19 protein-coding genes are annotated in these 19,714 nt (G+C 61.1%); 12 read left to right on the top strand and 7 right to left on the bottom strand.

Going from position 1 to position 19,714, the window contains the following annotated elements:
• Nucleotides 1–140: 140 nt before the first annotated feature.
• Nucleotides 141–2,450: a hypothetical protein gene (locus J2046_RS22445; RefSeq protein ID WP_210055729.1), complete on the bottom strand. Its 2,310-nt coding sequence runs from the start codon at nucleotides 2,448–2,450 to the stop codon at nucleotides 141–143.
• A gap of 59 nt (nucleotides 2,451–2,509) precedes the next feature.
• Nucleotides 2,510–3,805, bottom strand: coding sequence for an adenylosuccinate synthase (locus tag J2046_RS22440; protein WP_210055727.1), 1,296 nt, complete (start codon nucleotides 3,803–3,805; stop codon nucleotides 2,510–2,512).
• 285 nt (nucleotides 3,806–4,090) lie between these two features.
• On the opposite strand from J2046_RS22440, the gene J2046_RS22435 reads away from it, so the two are divergent.
• Entirely contained in the window at nucleotides 4,091–4,978 is an 888-nt protein-coding gene (locus tag J2046_RS22435) for a DMT family transporter (RefSeq protein WP_210055725.1), read from the top strand.
• Between the two features lie 47 nt (nucleotides 4,979–5,025).
• On the opposite strand, the gene J2046_RS22430 is transcribed toward J2046_RS22435, so the two are convergent.
• Complete coding sequence (locus J2046_RS22430) at nucleotides 5,026–5,565, bottom strand: transglutaminase-like cysteine peptidase (protein WP_210055724.1); 540 nt, start codon at nucleotides 5,563–5,565, stop codon at nucleotides 5,026–5,028.
• 257 nt (nucleotides 5,566–5,822) lie between these two features.
• Here J2046_RS22430 and J2046_RS22425 point away from each other — a divergent pair, with 257 nt between their 5' ends.
• Nucleotides 5,823–6,611, top strand: coding sequence for a creatininase family protein (locus tag J2046_RS22425; protein ID WP_210055722.1), 789 nt, complete (start codon nucleotides 5,823–5,825; stop codon nucleotides 6,609–6,611).
• A 2-nt stretch (nucleotides 6,612–6,613) separates the two neighbouring features.
• On the opposite strand, the gene J2046_RS22420 is transcribed toward J2046_RS22425, so the two are convergent.
• Nucleotides 6,614–7,579, bottom strand: coding sequence for a LysR family transcriptional regulator (locus J2046_RS22420; RefSeq protein WP_210055721.1), 966 nt, complete (start codon nucleotides 7,577–7,579; stop codon nucleotides 6,614–6,616).
• Between the two features lie 189 nt (nucleotides 7,580–7,768).
• Between J2046_RS22420 and J2046_RS22415 the strand changes: the two genes are divergently transcribed.
• The 6 genes from J2046_RS22415 (at nucleotide 7,769) to J2046_RS22390 (ending at nucleotide 13,954) form a co-directional block, all read left to right on the top strand.
• Nucleotides 7,769–8,785, top strand: coding sequence for an ABC transporter substrate-binding protein (locus tag J2046_RS22415; protein ID WP_210055719.1), 1,017 nt, complete (start codon nucleotides 7,769–7,771; stop codon nucleotides 8,783–8,785).
• A gap of 186 nt (nucleotides 8,786–8,971) precedes the next feature.
• Nucleotides 8,972–9,796, top strand: coding sequence for an ABC transporter ATP-binding protein (locus tag J2046_RS22410; protein ID WP_210055718.1), 825 nt, complete (start codon nucleotides 8,972–8,974; stop codon nucleotides 9,794–9,796).
• Nucleotides 9,796–10,647 carry an ABC transporter permease gene (locus J2046_RS22405; RefSeq protein WP_210055717.1) on the top strand — a complete coding sequence of 284 codons (852 nt, stop codon included), beginning with the start codon at nucleotides 9,796–9,798 and terminating at the stop codon, nucleotides 10,645–10,647. Before J2046_RS22410 ends, J2046_RS22405 begins: the two co-directional genes overlap by 1 nt.
• Nucleotides 10,647–11,963 carry a cytosine deaminase gene (locus J2046_RS22400; RefSeq protein WP_210055716.1) on the top strand — a complete coding sequence of 439 codons (1,317 nt, stop codon included), beginning with the start codon at nucleotides 10,647–10,649 and terminating at the stop codon, nucleotides 11,961–11,963. The genes J2046_RS22405 and J2046_RS22400 overlap by 1 nt, the downstream gene beginning before the upstream one ends.
• Nucleotides 11,964–11,966: 3 nt before the next feature.
• Nucleotides 11,967–13,373: an FAD-binding oxidoreductase gene (locus tag J2046_RS22395; RefSeq protein ID WP_210055715.1), complete on the top strand. Its 1,407-nt coding sequence runs from the start codon at nucleotides 11,967–11,969 to the stop codon at nucleotides 13,371–13,373.
• On the top strand, nucleotides 13,373–13,954 hold the full coding sequence (locus J2046_RS22390; RefSeq protein WP_210055714.1) for an NAD(P)H-dependent oxidoreductase: 582 nt from the start codon (nucleotides 13,373–13,375) through the stop codon (nucleotides 13,952–13,954). The genes J2046_RS22395 and J2046_RS22390 overlap by 1 nt, the downstream gene beginning before the upstream one ends.
• 3 nt (nucleotides 13,955–13,957) lie before the next feature.
• On the opposite strand, the gene J2046_RS22385 is transcribed toward J2046_RS22390, so the two are convergent.
• Together J2046_RS22385 and J2046_RS22380 are read right to left on the bottom strand one after the other, a co-directional pair.
• A complete protein-coding gene (locus J2046_RS22385; protein WP_210055713.1) occupies nucleotides 13,958–14,527 on the bottom strand; it encodes a dihydrofolate reductase family protein in 570 nt (189 codons plus the stop codon).
• A 114-nt stretch (nucleotides 14,528–14,641) separates the two neighbouring features.
• Nucleotides 14,642–15,247, bottom strand: coding sequence for a GNAT family N-acetyltransferase (locus tag J2046_RS22380; protein ID WP_210055711.1), 606 nt, complete (start codon nucleotides 15,245–15,247; stop codon nucleotides 14,642–14,644).
• A 94-nt stretch (nucleotides 15,248–15,341) separates the two neighbouring features.
• Between J2046_RS22380 and J2046_RS22375 the strand changes: the two genes are divergently transcribed.
• From J2046_RS22375 to J2046_RS22365, 3 genes are all read left to right on the top strand, one after another.
• Nucleotides 15,342–16,535, top strand: a complete 1,194-nt coding sequence (locus J2046_RS22375) for a low temperature requirement protein A (RefSeq protein WP_210055709.1) — start codon at nucleotides 15,342–15,344, stop codon at nucleotides 16,533–16,535.
• 54 nt (nucleotides 16,536–16,589) lie between these two features.
• Complete coding sequence (locus J2046_RS22370; RefSeq protein WP_210055708.1) at nucleotides 16,590–17,165, top strand: transglycosylase SLT domain-containing protein; 576 nt, start codon at nucleotides 16,590–16,592, stop codon at nucleotides 17,163–17,165.
• A gap of 176 nt (nucleotides 17,166–17,341) precedes the next feature.
• On the top strand, nucleotides 17,342–18,055 hold the full coding sequence (locus tag J2046_RS22365) for a hypothetical protein (protein ID WP_210055707.1): 714 nt from the start codon (nucleotides 17,342–17,344) through the stop codon (nucleotides 18,053–18,055).
• Nucleotides 18,056–18,061: 6 nt separating this feature from the next.
• Here the strand turns inward: J2046_RS22365 and J2046_RS22360 are convergent, their stop codons facing one another.
• Entirely contained in the window at nucleotides 18,062–18,451 is a 390-nt protein-coding gene (locus J2046_RS22360) for a RidA family protein (RefSeq protein ID WP_210055706.1), read from the bottom strand.
• Between the two features lie 216 nt (nucleotides 18,452–18,667).
• Between J2046_RS22360 and J2046_RS22355 the strand changes: the two genes are divergently transcribed.
• Complete coding sequence (locus J2046_RS22355; RefSeq protein ID WP_210055705.1) at nucleotides 18,668–19,708, top strand: phytanoyl-CoA dioxygenase family protein; 1,041 nt, start codon at nucleotides 18,668–18,670, stop codon at nucleotides 19,706–19,708.
• Nucleotides 19,709–19,714: the final 6 nt, after the last annotated feature.

Raw genomic sequence — 19,714 nt, 5'->3', positions numbered from 1 at the left:
TGCGAACCACCGGTATCAAACAAGGTTGTAGCCTGTGCACGCTTTTCAGCATCCCGCGCTGGAAATTTTCGATTTTGAAACAGGAAGGCCCGGCGTCACAACCGCCGGGCCTTCCTGTATTCATTCGCTGCCGGTAAAATTTACTGTCCGCTCGTTGCCGTGCCCAGCGCGTTCCATTCGTTGATCGCTTCGTTGAAGACGCGCTCGCCCTCTTGCCCTTTTTGAAGGGTGAACAGGGCCCGACGTCCATTGCGGTAGGCGACCGGAATGTCCATCCAGTTGCGGCTGCGCAGGAGTTCCAGATTGGTCGCGCGCGCATCGGGGAAATCGTTGAGCGCGATCATATGGAAGTCATCGGTAATCTTGGCCGGCACGGCTATCAGGGCGTTGCCGCGGTCCTGTTCGGTCTGCTTCATCGCAATGCGCTGCACGCTGTCGATCGCGCCGCCTTCGAAGTCCGGCGGTACGGCGAAGACGATTTCGATCAGGTGGCTCGCCGGCAGGGACGAATCCGTGTTGCGCTTCAAGGTAACAAGCGCGCTAAGTCCCCTTCCCGGCACCGTAACGCGTCCCTGAATGACCGGCTCCTGCTGGCCGTTCGCCCCGGCTTCGCGCTGCAGCGACCACGAGACGGCGCCGTCGATTGCCGTCGGCGCCGTCTGGCCGATCCGCTCCTCGTAGAGGAATATCTTCTCGCCCGACAGTGCCGGAACGTCCGCCGGATTTGCCGCTGGCGCATTGGCAGACGGTGCAGCGGCATTCGGAGCGGTTTCAGCGGCAGGAGACCCGGCTGGCGCGGCAGCGTTCGATGCCGGTGGGGTTGCAGCAGGCTCCGGCGTTGCGGGTGGCGAATTGAGCTGGGCCACCGACTGGCCTTCGGCGTTCTGCGCCAGGCTGCCAACATCGCCCGGCCCGCCATCCACCTCGCTGCCATCCGGCATAAGGCGTTGCGTGAATTTCGTCCCGGCAGAAGAGCCGTCTGCCGGCGCCGGCGTCGTGGGAGCCGGCGAATTCTCCGCGTTGTTCTGCGGAGCCGGTGCCGGCGTTGCAGGTGTCTCGCTTGGTGTGGGATTGGCAGGCGCCGGTGTCGGCGTCTGCTCTGCCGTCTGGCTGCCCGGCGAGCTGGACTGGATCAAGCCATCGACCATGTCGTTCAGCGAATCACGATTGAGCCAGATGGCATAGCCACCGGCGCCGACCAGAGCCAATCCGATGATGGCGAGAATGATGCCGGCATAATTGCGCTTGCGGACGGGCGTGACCCGGTAGGGCCTGGCCGGCGCAGGCATGAGGTCATCCGCATCGGCTTCCGTATGCAGCGCGCTCTGCGACGAAGCGGCCAAAGAGGATGCGTCCTTGTTGTAGCCGATGAGTTCTTCAAGATCGCCCCAAGGATCACTTTCGGCTGATTTCACATCCGCCTTGGGCTTCTGATCAAGATAGTCGGCAAAGGGATCGGCACTTGCCGTCGAGCCTGTTGGCGGCGGTGGAATATCCGGAAGATCGGAAACCGAAGGCATCCGAACCGTGTCGGCCGCAGCATGGGTCTCCGGATGGAAATGCGCATCGACCGCTTCGGCCGTTACCCCCCGGTCGATCGGCTCGACGGGCCCGGTCGGAACGAGTTCGGGCACGTCGTTCCAAACGGCAGCGACATGGGCCCCGTGGCTCGGGGCAGGAGCCGACGTCTCCTGCCAGCCCCAATCCTCGGCCGGCTCCGGCTGCCCCATGACGGACCCGGGCGTCTCAGTACCCGAGGCCTGAACGGGCTCCGAATGGTCGTAGGCTGCAGGCTCCGAGACGGGCTCTTCCGGCGGTATGTCATCACGCCAATCGCCGTATTTCGGGACTGCCGGCTCTTCTTCGGCGGATGCGGAAGCGACGGCCTCCTCTTCATCAAAAGCAGGCGGCTCCTCGACAGGCGCTTCTTCGGTTGCAGGCTCCACCTGAATGCCGGCCGGCGACGGCTCCTCAAGGCTCTCGTCCTGTTGGACCGGTGCCGGCTCGACCTCAACCGGCTCGGCCTGGGCCTGGTAGGTTTCGGGCGCTTGCTCGGAAGCCTCTGCCGGCTGCTCTTCCTCGTAATGTTCGGCGACCGGCTGAGTGGCCTGCTCTTCGAGCTCTTCCGGCGCTGGCTCCCCTGCCGCCCGTTCGGTCACCGGCTCTTCGCCATATTGTTCGACTGGCGCCTCTTCCGTGACCGGTGGCACCGCAGCAGCATCGTCGACAGGTTCAAGCGCTTCGGTGTGTTCGCTCTCTACTTCCGTGATCGCGGCTTCGAGCTTCTCCATCTGCCGACGCAGCATGTCTTCCGGCGGCCGCGGCTTCATGTTCTCGAGTTGCCGCTGCACGGCACCACGAGCCTTGTCATACACCTTCGCACGCATCTCCGGCGTATTGTTCGCCAGTCCGTCAACGGCGCGGCGGATCACCGCAACAAAATCAGCCATCAGCACTTTCTCATGATCGCCGGACCGAAAGCCGGCCGAATGGTAACCAATATTTGACTTTAATCTTCAAATGGGTCGGTCACAAGTATGGTGTCCTCCCGCTCCGGGCTGGTGGAAAGAAGCGCGACAGGCGCACCGATCAGCTCCTCCACCTGACGGACATATTTGATCGCCTGGGCCGGCAGATCGGCCCATTTGCGGGCGCCAACCGTCGATTCCTTCCAGCCTTCCAGCGTGACGTAGATAGGCTCGGCGCGCGCCTGGGCACCCTGGCTGGCCGGAAGATGGTCGATCTCAACGCCATCCAGCTTGTAGCCGACGCAGATCTTCAGTTCGTCGAGACCGTCGAGCACGTCGAGTTTGGTCAGCGCGATGCCGGTGATTCCATTGGTCGCAACGGACTGGCGCACGAGAGCCGCATCGAACCAGCCGCAACGGCGCTTGCGGCCCGTCACCGTGCCGAACTCATGTCCCCGTTCGCCAAGGAACTGGCCGATTTCGTCCTTGAGTTCGGTCGGGAACGGCCCTTCGCCCACCCGGGTCGTGTAGGCCTTGGTGATTCCGAGGATATAGCCGAGCGAACCCGGTCCCATGCCCGAACCGGCAGCCGCCTGGCCGGCCACCGTATTGGAGGACGTGACGAAGGGGTATGTGCCGTGGTCGATGTCGAGCAGCGAGCCCTGCGCACCTTCGAAAAGGATGCGCGCGCCCTTGCGGCGTTCCCTGTCAAGCAGTTCCCAGACCGTCTCGCGGTATGGGAGCACGCGTTCGGCGACTGAGGTCAATTCTTCCATGATCGCGGCGTGAGAGACTTCCTTCTCACCAAGGCCGCGACGGAGCGCGTTGTGGTGGGTGAGGATACGATCGACCTTGCCCGGCAGCGTTTCCATGTCCGCAAGATCCATGACGCGGATGGCGCGGCGGCCGACCTTGTCCTCATAGGCCGGGCCGATGCCGCGACGGGTGGTGCCGATCTTGGTGCCGCTGTTGGAAGCGGCATCCTCGCGCAGGGCGTCGAGTTCGCGATGCAAAGACAGAATCAGCGTCGCATTGTCGGCAATGCGCAGCACGTCAGGCGTCACTACCACCCCCTGACCGCGCAGCTTCTCTATCTCGGCCACGAAGTGATGGGGATCGACCACGACGCCGTTGCCGATGACGCTGAGTTTGCCCCGCACGATGCCGGACGGCAGGAGGGAAAGCTTGTAGCTGACACCATCGATGACGAGCGTATGGCCGGCGTTATGACCGCCCTGGAAGCGCACGACGATATCGGCGCGCTCGGAAAGCCAATCGACAATCTTGCCCTTGCCTTCGTCGCCCCATTGCGAACCCACCACGACTACATTCGTCATTCTTTGCTTCCTATGATCTGGGCAAAGCCCACGCAACCATACGCGCATCGTCCATAAGTCAATCTTGATTGACGAACGGTCGATACGCCACTTCGATTTCCTGCACTGCTTGTTACGGCAAACCGTCCAGGCATTGCAAACGGGCGCATCTATAATGCCTTGGCCGGAGGAAAGCGACCTGTTTGTGACTCCGCCGTGGTTTTTACGTGACAAAAGTGCGAGGCCCGCGCTATTTCCCGCCTCGCCCTCAAATCGCCGCGGTCCCGCCGGCGCCGGAGACGTGTTTTGCATAAAAAAGCCTATCTTGCCCTCGTCATAGCAACCCTGTGCTGGGGCGGCAACGCGGTGGCAGGCAAACTCGCCGTCGGCCATGTGAGCCCGATGACGCTGACCTTCTGGCGCTGGTTCATTGCCACCGTCATCATTTTCGCGATCTCTGCGCCGCAGCTCAGGAAGGACTGGCCGGTCGTCAGGAAGAACCTGCCGATTCTCATCTTCCTCGGCGTCATGGGTTACGTCGTCTTCAACGCCGCGCTCTACACGGCCGTCAATTACACGACCGCGATCAACGTGACCGTCGAGCAGGTGCTCATCCCGATGTTGATCTTCGTGATGAATTTCGCGCTGTTCCGGATGAAGGTCTCCTGGGCACAGGTATTCGGCTTCACGCTGACATTCATCGGGGGCCTCATTACCGCCGTCCACGGGGATTTCGAGACGCTCCGGACGCTGACCGTGAACATCGGCGATGCGATCATGATGATCGCGATTGTCGGTTATGCCATCTATACGGTCGCACTCAGATGGCGGCCGATGGTCAACTGGCGGACCTTGATGGCTGTGCCGGCCCTTGTCGCGATGCTCTTCAGCATACCGCTGGCCGCCTGGGAATATTCGAGCGGCCGGATGATCTGGCCGGATACGACGGGCTGGATCGTTGCGCTTTATACCGCCGTTTTCGCCTCGCTCATCGCGCAGGTGCTCTACATCGTCGGCGTCGGGAAGATCGGCGCCAACCGGGCGGGTCTGTTCATCAATCTCGTGCCCGTCTTCGGCACGCTGCTCTCAGTCGCCATCATCGGCGAGGACCTGCAGATCTTCCATATCGTCGCGCTGGCGCTGGCGCTCTGCGGCATCGCCATCGCCGAATGGGGAAAACCTGCCTCCGTCTGAAAAGCGGGTTGGAGCGGGAAGAACAGCTTGAAGAATCAGATGTCGTATTAGGCCCGCGTGAGGGCCGGCGCGCGACCGCGGATCAGGCGCGGCGCCTGGCCCCACATGTCGATGACCGGGCTGTCATTGCCAAGGATCACATCGCCACGGTCTGTCGCCAGCACCAGGACACGCTCGACGCGGCCTTCCTCGCTCACCGCATAGGCAATCCGCATCGCCTTGGCAGACCAGCCAAGCGAGACCAGGTGGTCTCGCTTCAGGTCGGCGCAATCCAGGCAACCGTTGACGCCGAAATCGAGCGAGAGGCCGCCGGCGATATCGTCGAAATAGTCGTCCAGATCGGATATCGTACCGTTGACGGCCGAGTTGACCCGCAGCAGTTCGCGTCGCTTGGCGAAGGTCAGGATCAGCACGGCGTCATCGGCGTCCTCATGACGCTCGATGGCCGGGATTTCCGACGTATGGATCTGCGCCGCCATGATAGACGAAAGCGACCGGGCGAAACCGCCGGCGCCGGCGGCATTGGCTTCCTTGCTGTAGATGAGGGCCGTCAGGACGACCGCGGAAATAATGAGCTTCTTGATCATAACGCTGCACCCTGTTTCCATCGGACGGCTTTGCCGCCGCCTTGTCTCTTGATGGCACAACCATACGCGGGGATGGTTTTCGGGGCGCTTAAGCAGATAGATGCAATTTTATTGAAATCCGCTTTTTTCCCACCTTGAGACAGGCGATTATCCGATGCGTACGCAAAAAGGCAGCATGCCGGGCGGAAATTGATGCTTTTCGAGACGTACTCGATCTCCTAACCCTGTCGCAAACATGGATGAAAGGCAGGAACAGCATGGGCAAGCCATTTTATTGGAATGAACTCAATACGCTCGATTTCGCTGATCTTTCGCCCGAAAAGACCATCGCCATATTGCCGATCGCTTCGACGGAACAGCACGGGCCCCACCTTCCGGTCGCAACCGACGTGGTGATCGCCAACGGCATGCTCGCCGAACTGAATGCCAGGCGTCCGGAGGATCTCGACATCCTCGTGCTGCCGACCCAGGAGATCGGCAAGGCCAACGAGCACGTCTACGGGGCCGGCACGCTTTCCTTCGGCCCCGAAATCCTCATCCCCGCCTGGACGGCGATCGGCGCCAAGGTGGCGGAAGCAGGCGTGAGAAAGCTCGTCATCGTCAATTCGCATGGCGGCAATCTTGACATCATGAGCATCGTCGGCCGCGAATTGCGCGTCCGTCATCAAATGGCGGTGGTTTGCACCCAATGGGGCCGCTTCGGCCATCCGCAAGGCCTGATAAGCGATCATGAGCAGAAATTCGGCATTCACGGCGGTGAGGTGGAGACCTCGCTGATGCTGCATTTCCGCCCCGACCTGGTGCGCATGGACAAGGCGGAGAACTTCGTCTCGAAGGCGGAGACAAGGTCGAAATTCTTCCAGCCGGCACCGCCGCATGTCCTGTCATGGCTGGCGCACGACCTCAATCCGAACGGTGTGGTCGGCGATGCTTCCAAGGGCACTGCCGAAAAGGGCGCCGTCATCTGCCGCCATCAGGTGGCGGGCTTCATCGAGATGCTACGCGAATTGGAAGGCTTTTCGCTCGACAATCTCTATTCCCGCTGACCCTAGTCGCGCTGGGCATCTCTGGTCAGTGCCTGCGTCGGCACATGTCCCTTGGCCTCCAGCTCGCTCACGATCGCGATAAGCTCCGATAGCAGGAATTCCACGAACAGGCTTGTCGCCGTGTCGAGCGTGGCGCGCGAGCGAGCGAAAAGCTTCATCGGCTGGTGACGCGCGTGGGGATTGGCGAGCGGCCGGAAGACGAGTTCGCCGCGCCGGCAGTCCGGCAGCACGTCAAGCGGGTTGAGCAGCGTCAGCCCCGTGCCGGCCTTGACGAGTTTCTTCAGCATTTCCGATGCGTTGGTCTCGACCACCGGCTCGACCGGTGCGGAAAGTGGCGAAAGCGCGAGATTGATGACGTTGCGCAAGCTGGTGCCCGGCTGGGCGAGCACAAGCGGCTCCTGCACCACCTCAGCGAGATCGACAGGCCCCTCCTCGCCCGCCAGTCGGTGCCCGGGAGGCATCACGGCGCCAATCGGGATATCGAAATTGGCAAGCGTCCGGATGCCGGGCGTCGCCGGGATGTTGAAGCCGAGACCGAAATCCACCTCCCCCGAAATCACCGGCTGGAGCGTGTTCGAGGGCCCGTCGTTCCTGAGATGGATGCGCACGCGCGGATGCTTCGCGATGAAACGCGCGATGATCTCCGGCAACGGCCCGGCAGCGAGCCCGACGGTCGAAACCAGCGTCACCTTGCCCGCCTGCGGCATCTTGAGCCCCCGGATGCGCGCCTCCATCCGTTCGTAGGTTTTCAGCACCTCGCGGATATGCTCGATGCAGAGCTCGCCGGCCGCCGTCAGCTTCAGGCCGCGCGGCATCCGCTCGAAGATCGGCGCCCCCAATTCCTCTTCGAGTGCCAGGATCTGCCGATTGACCGCCGAGGAAGCAACGTTCAGCCGGGCCGCCGCCTTACGGATCGAGCCGCAGCGGGCGATCTCGTCGATATAGAGAAGTTTTCGCGAGTGCAGCATTTTACCCCAACCCTCATTGCTTCTTTTTTGATCATGCCGCACAATTTGGCAGATCAAAACTCGACCGATGCCTGAAAGGCATCAATGTGAACGAATTTTGATGCTTTTCAAAGAGCAACGCAACCGTACAAATGCTGTAAATGGAATGCTCTCACGATGCCGAAAGGTTTAACAGGGGAACGAAGCGACATGTCCAACACACTGAAAATAAAGGGTATTCTGGCCGCTTTCGGCCTCTTCGCGGCGGCACTTGCGGCAACACCGGCAAGTGCTCTCGATGAAGTCTCCTATGGCACCAACTGGCTCGCCCAGGCCGAGCACGGCGGCTTCTACCAGGCCGTCGCCGACGGCACCTACGAGAAGCACGGACTGAAGGTGACCATCGTCCAGGGTGGACCGAACGCCGCCAATCGCGCGCTTCTGATCGCCGGCAAGGTCGATTTCTATATGGGCGGACCGCTTGGTGATATGGATGCCGTCAAGCAGGGCATCCCGCTCATCAGCGTCGCCTCGATCTTCCAGAAGGACCCGCAGGTTCTGCTCGCCCATCCGGACGCCGGCGTCGAGAAATTCGAAGACCTTGCCAAGATGGACACGATCTTCATGGGCAAGGAGGGCTACGTCACCTATTTCGAGTGGATGAAGAAGAATTTCCAGGGCTTCCGCGACGACCAGTACAAGCCCTATACCTTCAATCCCGCCCCTTTCATCGCCGACAAGAAGTCCGCGCAGCAGGGCTATCTGACGTCCGAGCCCTATGAGATCGAAAAGCAGGCCGGCTGGGCGCCGAAGGTCTTCCTGATTGCCGATGCCGGTTACGGCTCTTACTCGACCATGATCACCACCACGCAGCAGATGATCGACAAGAAGCCCGATGTGGTGCAGCGCTTCGTCGACGCTTCGATCGAGGGCTGGTACAACTACCTCTACGGTGACAACAAGGCGGCCAACGATCTGATCAAGAAGGACAATCCGGAAATGACGGATGGCCAGATCGCCTATTCCATCGCCAAGATGAAGGAATACGGCATCGTCGAATCCGGCGACGCTCTGGAAAAGGGCATCGGCTGCATCACCGATGAGCGCTACAAGAAGTTCTTCGACTCGATGGTGGCGATCGGTGTTGAACCGGCCGACCTGGATTTCAAGAAAGCCTATTCCACCAAGTTCGTCTGCAAGGGCGTCGGCATGGCGCTGAAGAAATAGCGTGACCGGTGCGGCATTCTTAACCCTCCCGGCACAGGGAGGGTTGCCGGCAGGCGGGAGGGATTTTGATCGAGATCGGAACCCCTCCCCAACCTCTCCTCCTAAAGGAGGAGGGGCTCCACGCACCGCCGCCCCCTTCAAGGGGAGGATGAAGCGGCAGATGCCGCCCTTCTGATCGAGTGAAGCATGACCACGTCCCAAGCACCGCTGATCCCAGCCCCCGGAGACACCCGCAGACGCCCGCTGGTCGTCATGCGCGGCGTCTCGAAAATGTTCTCAAGCGGCACGCTCGCACTCTCCGACATGTCGCTGACGGTCGAACCCGGCGAGTTCGTCAGCCTCCTCGGTCCTTCCGGCTGCGGCAAGTCGACGGCACTCCGGATCATCGCCGGCCTGGGCGACACGACGACGGGTACGATCGACTGGCCAAGCTCGCGCATCAATTCCAAGGGATTGCCGGAAGGCGACATCTCCTTCGTCTTCCAGGAGCCGACCCTGATGCCCTGGCAGACCGTGTTCGGCAATGTCTACCTGCCGCTGAAGCTGCGCGGCGTGTCGAAATCCGCCGCCCGTGGCGAGATCATGCAGACGCTCACGACCGTGGGCCTCCAGGATTTCGCCGGCGCCTACCCGCGCGAACTTTCCGGCGGCATGAAGATGCGCGTCTCGATCGCCCGCGCGCTCGTGACGAAGCCGAAGCTCTTGTTGATGGACGAGCCCTTTGCGGCGCTCGACGAGATCACCCGCCAGAAACTCAATGACGACGTACTGCGGCTTTGGCACGAAACGGGGATCACTGTGATCTTCGTCACCCATTCCGTCTTCGAATCCGCCTATCTTTCGAACCGCATTGTGGTGATGAAGGCGCGGCCCGGCCGGGTGCATGCGGATTTCCCACTGGTCACGAGTCTCAGCCGCGACGCGCATTACCGCACCTCGGAAGATTATCGCCAGGCCTGCGAGAAAGTTTCCAACATGCTGCTCGAAGCAATCGGCGGGGAGGAACACTGATGGCGACGACCAGTCTTGAAGGCAATCCGCCCCTTGCGCCCCCAAAGCCCGGCTTTTTCGGCCGTAATCGCGATACGCTCCTGCGCACGCTGATCCCGGTTGGCGTGGTGATCGCGCTGATCCTGCTCTGGCAGGCCATCATCACTCTCAACAGCATCCCGCAATATATCCTGCCGGGGCCGCTGGCGGTCGCCAATTCTCTCTACAACGACTGGGGCACGCTCTGGCCGGCCCTTTGGGTCACGACGCAGATCACCATGCAGGCGCTGGCGCTTGCGCTGATCGGCGGCGTCGGCATTGCCATCTTCCTGGTCCAGTCGAAATGGATCGAAACGGCCTTCTATCCGATCACCGTCATCCTGCAGGTGACACCGATCGTGGCGATCGCGCCGCTGATTTTGATCTATGCGCCGACGACGCAGGTTGCATTGCTGATCTGCGCCTTCCTCGTCGCCTTCTTCCCGATCCTGTCCAACATGGTGCAGGGCCTGAAAAGCGTCGATCACAACCTGCTCAACCTTTTCGATCTCTACGGCGCCTCCCGCTGGCAGACGCTGCTTTATCTCAAACTCCCCTCTTCGCTCCCCTATTTCATGACGGGTTTGAGGATCGGCGGCGGCCTGGCGCTGATCGCCGCCGTGGTGGCGGAATTCGCCGCGGGTTCGGCGGGCGCGGGTTCCGGCCTTGCCTTCCGTCTGCTCGAATCCCAGTATCGCCTTAACATCCCGCGGCTCTTTGCGGCGCTGATCCTGCTTTCCATGCTCGGCGTGGTGATCTTTATGATCACCTCCTTCATCGCCTGGCTCGGTCTGCACCGTTGGCATGAAAGCAGCCTGAAGAGAGAGAACTGATGACTGCCGGCTTCATGCAGCTTCCGGACGCCCACCGTTTCGCACTTGTCAACGCGACCTTGCCCGGCGTTGTCGTGAAAGGTTTTGCCGCGCCTGCAAGAGAGGGCCTGATCTCGGCGGATCTGATCGTCTCTCAAGGCAGGATCGAAAAGATCCTGCCCGCCGGCACGGCGCCTGCCGATCTCGTCAAGGCAGACCTGCGCGGCGGCATGGTCTGGCCCTGCTTCGTCGATATGCATACCCATCTCGACAAGGGGCATTTCTGGGATCGCCGCCCTAACCCCGACGGCACGTTCATGGGCGCGCTCGATAATGTCCGAGAGGACCGCATCGCCAACTGGACGGCGGACGACGTCCGCGCCCGCTTCGAATTTTCGCTCAAAAGTGCCTATGCGCACGGCACGAAGCTGATCCGCACCCATCTCGACTCGATCCCGCCGCAGCCGGACATTTCCTTTCCGCTGTTTGCGGAACTGCGCGAGGAGTGGAAGGACAGGATCGCGCTGCAGGCAGTCGCTTTGTTACCGCTGGAATGCGTGCCCGACGAGACAGTTTTCAACGGCATCGTCTCCACGACAAAGCGTCATGGCGGGCTGCTCGGCGGCGCCACCCGCATCCTCCCCGATTTCGAGAGTATCCTCGACCGGCTGTTCCGCGCGGCAGCCGACAACGGCCTCGACATCGACCTGCATGTGGACGAGACGGAGGACCGACAGGTCCTCACGCTGGAAGCGATCGCCAACGCCAAGAAACGCAACCGCTTCGAGGGCGCGGTCACCGTCGGCCATTGCTGCTCGCTGGCGAGGCAGGACGACGAGACGGCAAAGCGCGTGATCGACAAGGTCGCGGAGGCCGGGATTTCGGTCGTGTCGCTCCCCATGTGCAACATGTACCTGCAGGACCGCTATGACGGCCGCACGCCCCGCTGGCGCGGTGTGACGCTGTTTCATGAACTGGTTGCCGCGGGCGTCAAGACCGCCGTCTCCTCCGACAATACCCGCGATCCGTTCTATGCCTATGGCGACATGGACCCGGTGGAAGTCTTCCGGGAGGCAGTCCGCATCCTGCATCTCGACCACCCGCTCGAGACCTCGGCCCGCGTCGTCACCTCGACGCCTGCTGAAATTCTCGGCCGGCCCGATATCGGCGTGATTGCCGAAGGTGCGCCCGCCGATCTCATCCTCTTCAGCGCCAGACGCTGGAGTGAATTCCTTTCCCGTCCGCAGGCCGACCGCATCGTAATGCGGAATGGCATGGGCATCGACCGTCGCCTGCCGGATTATCGTGACCTTGACCCGATCATCATGAAAGGCTGAGGCATGGCCGATTACGCCAAGATCAAACAGGAGCTCGAAGGCATCGCGGTGGAGGACAATCCGGCGCTGGTGCGCCAGAAGAGCCGCGATTTCTACTGGTATTCGCCGATCCTGAAGGAAGAGCTCGAAAACGTCACCGCCGACCTCGTGGTCTCGCCGAAGACCGAAGAAGAGGTGATCCGCACCCTGCAGGTCGCCTATGCCCATGGCGTGCCTGTCACACCCCGTGGCGCCGGCACCGGGAACTACGGCCAGGCCATGCCGCTTTCCGGCGGCATCGTCCTGAACCTCATCAACATGAACAGGATCAAGGAAATCCATCCGGGCCGCGTGATCGCCGAGCCGGGCGTCGTGATCGCCGAACTCGACCGCCAGACGAGAGCGCATTCCGGCCAGGAACTGCGCTTCCACCCCTCCACCGCCCAGACGGCGACGATCGGCGGCTTCGTCGCTGGCGGCTCCGGAGGCGTCGGCTCGATCCATTGGGGCGGCCTGCGCGACCTCGGCAATATCCTGCGCCTGCGCGTCGTCACCATGGAAGCAGAACCGCGCGTGCTGGACCTCACCGCCTGGGACCTGCAGAAGGTCACCCACGCCTACGGCACCAACGGCATCATCGTCGAGGTCGAGATGCCGCTGGCGCCGGCCTATGACTGGGTGGACGTGCTGGTCGGTTACGACGACTTCATGGATGCGGTACGCTTCGGCGATGCCATCGCCCACAAGAACGGTATCCTGGTGAAGGAGATCGCGCCGATCGCAGCCCCGATCCCCTATGACTATTTCCCGCGCCACAAGCCGTTCATCCGCCATCGCGGCCAGTCGATCTGCGTGCTGATGGTGGCTCCCCACTCCATGGATGCCTTCACCGCCTTCACCGAGCGCCAGAAGGGCGAAATCCTTTTCCGTTCCGACAAGGTCGAGAGCATGAAGGGCATCCCGCATGCCTATGAACTTGCGTGGAACCACACGACATTGCGCGCCTTGAAGGTCGATCCGAACTTCACCTATCTGCAGGTCCAGTATCCGGGGCCTGACCATGTTGCCAAGGTCGAGAAAATGGTGAAGATTTTTGGCGACGAAGTGCCGGGCCATCTGGAATTCATCAGATTCGACGGCCGCATGCAGTGCTCCGGGCTTCCCCTGGTGCGCTACACGACCAGGGAGCGGCTGGAGGAGATCATGCAGATCCACCGCGACAACGGTTGCCCGATCTTCAACCCGCACCGCTACACGTTGGAGGAAGGCGGCATGAAACAGACGGACGTGGTGCAGCTTGCCTTCAAGAAGGAAACGGACCCGAAAGGCCTGTTGAACCCCGGCAAGATGATCGCCTGGGATAATCCGGATTTCGATTTCTCGGCCGGCAAGAACTACCTCTTCCCCGGACTTGCAGCGGCAGGCGGCTAATGCGCGTTTTGCTTCTCCACTCGCATCCGGTCGAATCGAGCTACAGCGCTGCGCTGTATGAGCAGACGCGTGAGAGCTTGGGGAAAGCCGGGCATGAGGTAGATGACTGCAATCTCTACGCGGAAGGCTTCGATCCGGTCATGTCCCGCCATGACCGGATGATTTATCACACCTATCCCGACAATCTGGAACTCGTGAGACCTTATGTCGACCGGCTCCAGAAGGCGGAGGGCCTGGTGATCGTCACGCCCGTCTGGAATTTCGGTTGGCCGGCGATGCTCAAAGGCTATTTCGACCGCGTCTGGCTGCCGGGCGTGACCTTCGAGATGGAAGGTGGAAAGCTGACCCGCAAGCTCGACAACATCCGGAAAGTGGCGGTCGTGCTGACCTATGGCGCCACCCGCTGGCGTGCCTTCCTTGCCGGCGACCCGCCAAGGAAACTCGCCAGGCGCGTGCTGCGCGTCCAGACCAATCCGGCCAGGGCGGTCAAATTTCTCGCCCATTACGACATGAACAACTGCACGCCCGAAACCCGCGCAGCCTTCCTCGCTAGAGTGAAACGAGAGATGGAGCGCTTCTGATCTTCACGCCTCGTAGCGCAGATGGACGATGCCGTCGTTGAACGGCCGCACGTCGATGAGTTTCATCTGAGCCACGGAATATCCCGCCGGAAAGAGCCGTGTGCCGCGCCCGAGCACGGTCGGATAGACCATCAGGTTATACCGGTCGATCAGCCCGACCGGCATCAGCGAATGCACCAGGCCTGCGCTACCGTAGATCAGGATGTTGCCGTCGAGCTTTTCCTTGAGCTCCCCGACTCTCGCGACGACATCGCCGGAGAGCACCGTCGTATTGTTCCAGCCCGCTTCCGAAGGGCTGTTCGAGGCGACGAATTTCGGCATGCTGTTCATCCGGTCGGCAAAGCCTTCCTCGTCCTTCACCAGCGGCCAGACGGCGGCGAAGCTGTCATAGGTCATGCGCCCGAGCAGCACGGCGGAAGCGGAGAACAGCTCCGCACGCTTGAATTTGTCGCCGTCCGGCCCGCGCGTGAAGGGGCCGGTCCAGTCACCGAGACCGGAATTCTCCATCCCGACCGGGTCTTCAATCACGCCATCAAGCGAGATGTACTGCGAAACGATGATTTTGGCCGTCATTGGCTCTCTCCTCCGGCTTTGCGTTTCAAAGCGCATCCGCGCCTTCCACCCAAGGACGCCGCAGCCTTCACTTCGCCGACATCAGCCTATGCGAAACAAGATTTTTCCTTGCCTTCAGCATTGGGCACCGCGCCGCAAACGCAAGGCCTCAGCCTCGACCGCAGCAATTCGGGCTCCGGCATCTGTCATTTCCGGCCCGTCGACGTTTTCGGAAATGAAAAGAAACCGATCCGCGTCCGCACCCGCAGACGTCACGGTCCGATAGGTCTCCCACCGATGGTGAATTCTGGCCGCCACATGCAGGGAGGGAACATTCTCCGGACTGACGATCGAGACAACTCGCCGGAATCTCAGTTTGGTGAGGCCGTAGTCCCGGCAGGCGGAGGCGGCCTCGATGGCATAACCACGCCCCAACCATTCGCGCCGCAGATGATAGCCAATCTCCGGCTCCAAGCCTGATGGCGTTTTCTGCAGCGTAATCCCGCAGTCGCCGATCAGTTCGCCGCCCGCCTTCTCGACGATTCCCCAAAGACCGAAATCATTTTCCGCATAGCTTTGAAAGGCAAGCTTTTCGAACCAGGCGAATGTCTCCTCCAGGGTCTTGGAGCGCGGATAATACCGCATGCTCTCGGCATCGCCGAAGATGCGATGCAGGATAGGCACGTCGGCTCGCTTGAGCTTCCGCAAGACCAGTCGATCGGTGTCAAGAACCTCCGGCATCTTCCCTCCGCTGCTCGATGGAGTCGGTCTTTACTTGAGAACGCTTTTTTGCGCTATTCGTCATCTCGACTGTTGATTCAAGGACATGCGAACGATGACGAACCAAGCCTCACCGATCGCCGGTTTTCTCCGCCCCCTTCACTCCCGCGATCCGGACGAACATCACCGCGTCGCGACCTCGCTCGAATTGCTGTTCGACCTCGTATCGGTGATCGCGATTGCCTCTGCCGCCGCCGGCCTGCACCATGCGATTGCGGAAAACCACGCCGCCCAGGGCGTCATCACCTTCGCCATGGCCTTCTTCGCCATCTGGTGGGCCTGGATGAATTTCACCTGGTTCGCCTCGGCCTACGACAATGACGACGTCGTCTACCGGCTCTTGACCATGGTTATCATGGGCGGCTCGCTGACGATGGCCGCCGGCATTCCGGCACTCTTCACGGAAGAGCCGGATTTTACCATGGTGATCTTCGGCTATGTGATCATGCGCATTGCCATGATCATCCTCTGGCTTCGCGCCGCCTATCACGATCCCAACCGCCGCCGCACCGCGCTTGCCTATGCGGCCGGCATCTTCATCGCCCAACTCTATTGGGTCGCCTTCCTTGCCGTGCAGCCGGTCTCCACCGGCACGGCCTATGCCATGTTCGTGATCGGCGCTATTCTCGAAATAGCCGTCCCCGCGATTGCGGAGCCTCTCAGCGCCAACACGCCCTGGCATCGCCATCATATCATCGAGCGTTACGGCCTTTTGAACATCATCGTGCTGGGAGAAACGTTGCTCTCCGGCTCCATGGCGCTCAGGCAGGTGGCTGGCCATTTCGACATCATGCTGGTGCACACGGCGCTTTCGGCACTCGTCATTGTCTTCGCGCTCTGGTGGGCCTATTTCGCCCGCCAGGAACATCTCGGCTCCCGCAAGCTCAGCCGGTCGTTGTTATGGGGTTACGGCCACTTCTTCATTTTCGCGTCCGGGGCGGCCGTCGGGGCAGGCTTTGCCGCGCTGGTCGACATCATCACCCATCATTCGGAGGTGCCGCTTCTCGTCGGTGACTATGCGGTGGCGATCCCCGTCGCCATCTATTACGCAAGCCTCTGGTTTGTGCGCGACCGCTTTGCCTGTAACGGCTTCTCCCGTTATGCGCTCCTCATCTTCGGTCTGCTTGGCCTCGTCGCGCCGGCAATCGGGCTCGGCCTGGAAGGTATTGCCGCAACGACTGCGCTTGGCGTCATCGTCCGCAACTGGCTGGTGGGGCGTGGAGAATCTGCGGCCCATATCAGCCACTAAACTTTTCCTTAAATTTTACCGGTTATTAATCTCTCGAACTTGAGAGATTAAGCGATGCGTATTGCGTTTTTCATCGCCCTCATGGCCCTCACACTGACCGCCTGCGCCTCCGCGCCGAGCCGGGTCACGAATGCCTGCGCGATCTTCGAGCAGAAGGACGGCCTCTTCAACAACTGGTCGCGCCAGGCCAAGGCGGCGGAACGGGAATTCGGGGTGCCGGTGCCGACCCTGATGGCGACGATCTACGTGGAATCCGGCTTCCGGCCCTATGCCAAGCCGCCGCGCAAATATGTCCTCGGCATTATCCCGTGGGGCCGCGTTTCTTCCGCCTACGGCTATGCGCAGGCGCTCGACGGCACCTGGCTCCAGTACAAGAAGGAGACAGGCCGCTGGAGGGCAAGCCGCAGCGATTTCGGCGACGCCATCCATTTCGTCGGCTGGTATCACAACCAGAGCCATGTAAAGAACGGCATTCCGCTCACCGACAGCTACAATCTCTACCTTGCCTATTATTCCGGCCAGGCGGGCTATTCGCGCGGCCAGTTCTCCTCCGGCACGCGACGGGCGGCACAGAAATCGGCCGCCATGGCCGAACGGTACGAGGCCCAGCTCAGAAGCTGCGGGTACTGAGCTTCTTCCTAACGGCGACGATGAGCCGTAATCCGCAGGAAAGGATCACGTCGCAGATCCGCGTGTGGCATGACCGGAAGCAGATACAGCAATAAAGGGCAAATAAAACAAAAATCACCTATAGTTGCATCCGAAGTATAGCTGAGGCAATATCCCCAAACGGAGGGGGCAGATAGATGCAAAAAGGCATTTATGCGGCTTGTATTGCCTTGCTTGTTTTGGTCGGCTGCGGAACGATTTACTATCGTGATCTGAAACCCGGCTCCTTCAGCGGCAAGCTCTTTGTCATGTGGGTCGGCGAAGGCAATTCCAGCGGAGACGGCAAGTTTGTCTTTGTCCCGGCTCCCGGAAATGAGCTCACCTTCACGCGGCCTTCGGGCAGCCGCACGGCGGGTGCCATAAAGCCGGGCGTCATGTATACCGACGGCGGCTCCATCCCCAAGATCGCCCAGATGTTCAAGGGACTTTCACCCTGGGGCTATGCGCCGGCCTACATGATTCACGACTGGCTTTTCGTGGCGAGGCATTGCCTCGTGGACGAGGCTCCGGACGCCCGCTTTCAAGACCTGCGCGATGTCGACTTCGACGAGTCAGCCAGGATCGTTGGGGAGGCCATCCATGCCCTCATCGATGAAAGGAAGGTGGCAAGGAACGACCTTGCCGGAGAAGCAGTGACTTCTGCCGTGAGCAGCGGCATTGCAAGACGTCTCTGGAACGAGAAAGGTGCCTGCGAAAGATCGCAGATTTCAAAGGACCACCTCGCTGAAATAAACGCGGTATTTCCCGATATTTCAACAAGTGCCAAATTGCGGACCTTCCGGATTCCTCCCGATATGCCGCAAGTTCCCCCGCGACGGCAGGCAAGGATTATATCTGTTGTCGAATTTTGACGGCGCTCAAAACACCTTGGCGGCTGTCACTTCCACTTCGACCAGGAATTCCGCCCGGGTGAAGCCACTGACGATGATGAGCGTCGACACCGGCTTCGGGTCGAGCGTGTAGCGGTCGCGCACCGCCATATAGGCTGGAAAGTCTTCGCGGCTCGTCACGAAGCCGGAAATGCGGATGACGTCCGCATAGGTCATGCCCGCCTCTTTCAGAATCGCGCCGATCGCCTGGAAACAAAGCTCCGCCTGCCTGGTCACGTCCGACGGTATTTTCTCGTCAGGCGAAATGCCAAGTTGGCCGGAAGTCACCAGCAGGCTCGCGCCTGGCGGCACCAGAAGTCCATGATTGTAGGCACCGAACGGCTTGCGCACGGAAGGAGGATTGAAAACACGATTCATGGGGGCAAGCTCTTCGGTTCGTGCTGGATGCATCGGACGGTAAACCAGCAAATCGATTCTCTCCACTGGATTCAAGGCATCGGTGATGTTATGCCACGCCGGCAACATTTCAGGGGCGCCGTTGAAGAGGGCACGCGATTTCCGGGCCTCTTGCCTCGCCCCTCTTTCTGATTATCCTTCATCAGGGATTATGCAGGGACAAAGGAGGGGAGATCCATGTCGCGCGCTGTCGCCCAATGGTGGCGTTATCCGGCTTTTGCCCTCGGCATTTTCGGCAGTGAGAAATCCTTTCGCAAGAATCCGCTGCTCGGGCATCCCCGCCTCAATGAACTCGGCCTGCATCGCGAACGCGTCCGCCTCGCCGCCCGCATGGCCAACTACCGTCGCAAATTGCTCGGCTTATCGGTGAGCGCCGAGGAGAGAGCAGCCTTCGATCGCAACGGTTTCGTCATCCGGGAAAACGCCCTCCCCGCAGACGTCTTCCAGCGCATCCGTGATTTCCTTCAGAACGAGCCGCTGCCCGCCCGCGAGATGCGCCAGGGACAGGCGGTGACGCGGATGATCCCCATCAATCCGCAGCTTCTGGCGAAGATGCCGGATCTGGCGCGCTTCAGCCGCGATCCGTCCATTGCCGGCCTCATCCGTTATGTGGGAGGCGCCGGAGGCGATCCGGTCTATTTCATTCAGTCCGTCATCGCGGAACCGGCAATCAAGCAGGCCGATCCGCAGACCGCCTTGCATGCGGATACTTTTCACTCGACGTCCAAGGCCTGGCTGTTTCTGGAGGACGTCGGCCCGGACGACGGACCATTCGTATTCGTGCCCGGGAGCCACAAACTCACCGAAAAGCGGCTGGACTGGGAATACCGGCAAAGCCTGCTGGCCAATTCGGACAAGCGCACGCATCACGCGGACGGATCGTTCCGCATCACGCCCGCGGAACTGTCGGAGCTTGGCGACTTCGCGCCGCAGAAGGTGGCGGTGCCTGCCAACACGCTAGTGGTGGCCGATACCTATGCCTTCCATTCGCGTGCCGTCAGCGACAGGCACACGACCCGGGTGGAACTGCACGCCTATCATCGCGCCAATCCCTTTACGCCGCTGCCCTTCTCGCTCACCAGCCTCATTCCGGGCATCCGTGATCGCCAGCTCGATCTCTATCTCATGTTCGCGGACCGCAAGGCGAAGAAAGCCGGCAGGCAACCGGTCTGGAAGGATGTCGGCGCCTGCACCGCCTTTTCCGAGCCGCATATCTGACAACGG

Source organism: Neorhizobium petrolearium, assembly GCF_017873175.1.
Lineage (GTDB): Bacteria > Pseudomonadota > Alphaproteobacteria > Rhizobiales > Rhizobiaceae > Neorhizobium > Neorhizobium petrolearium.
This window is presented reverse-complemented; position numbering and strand designations above follow the sequence as displayed.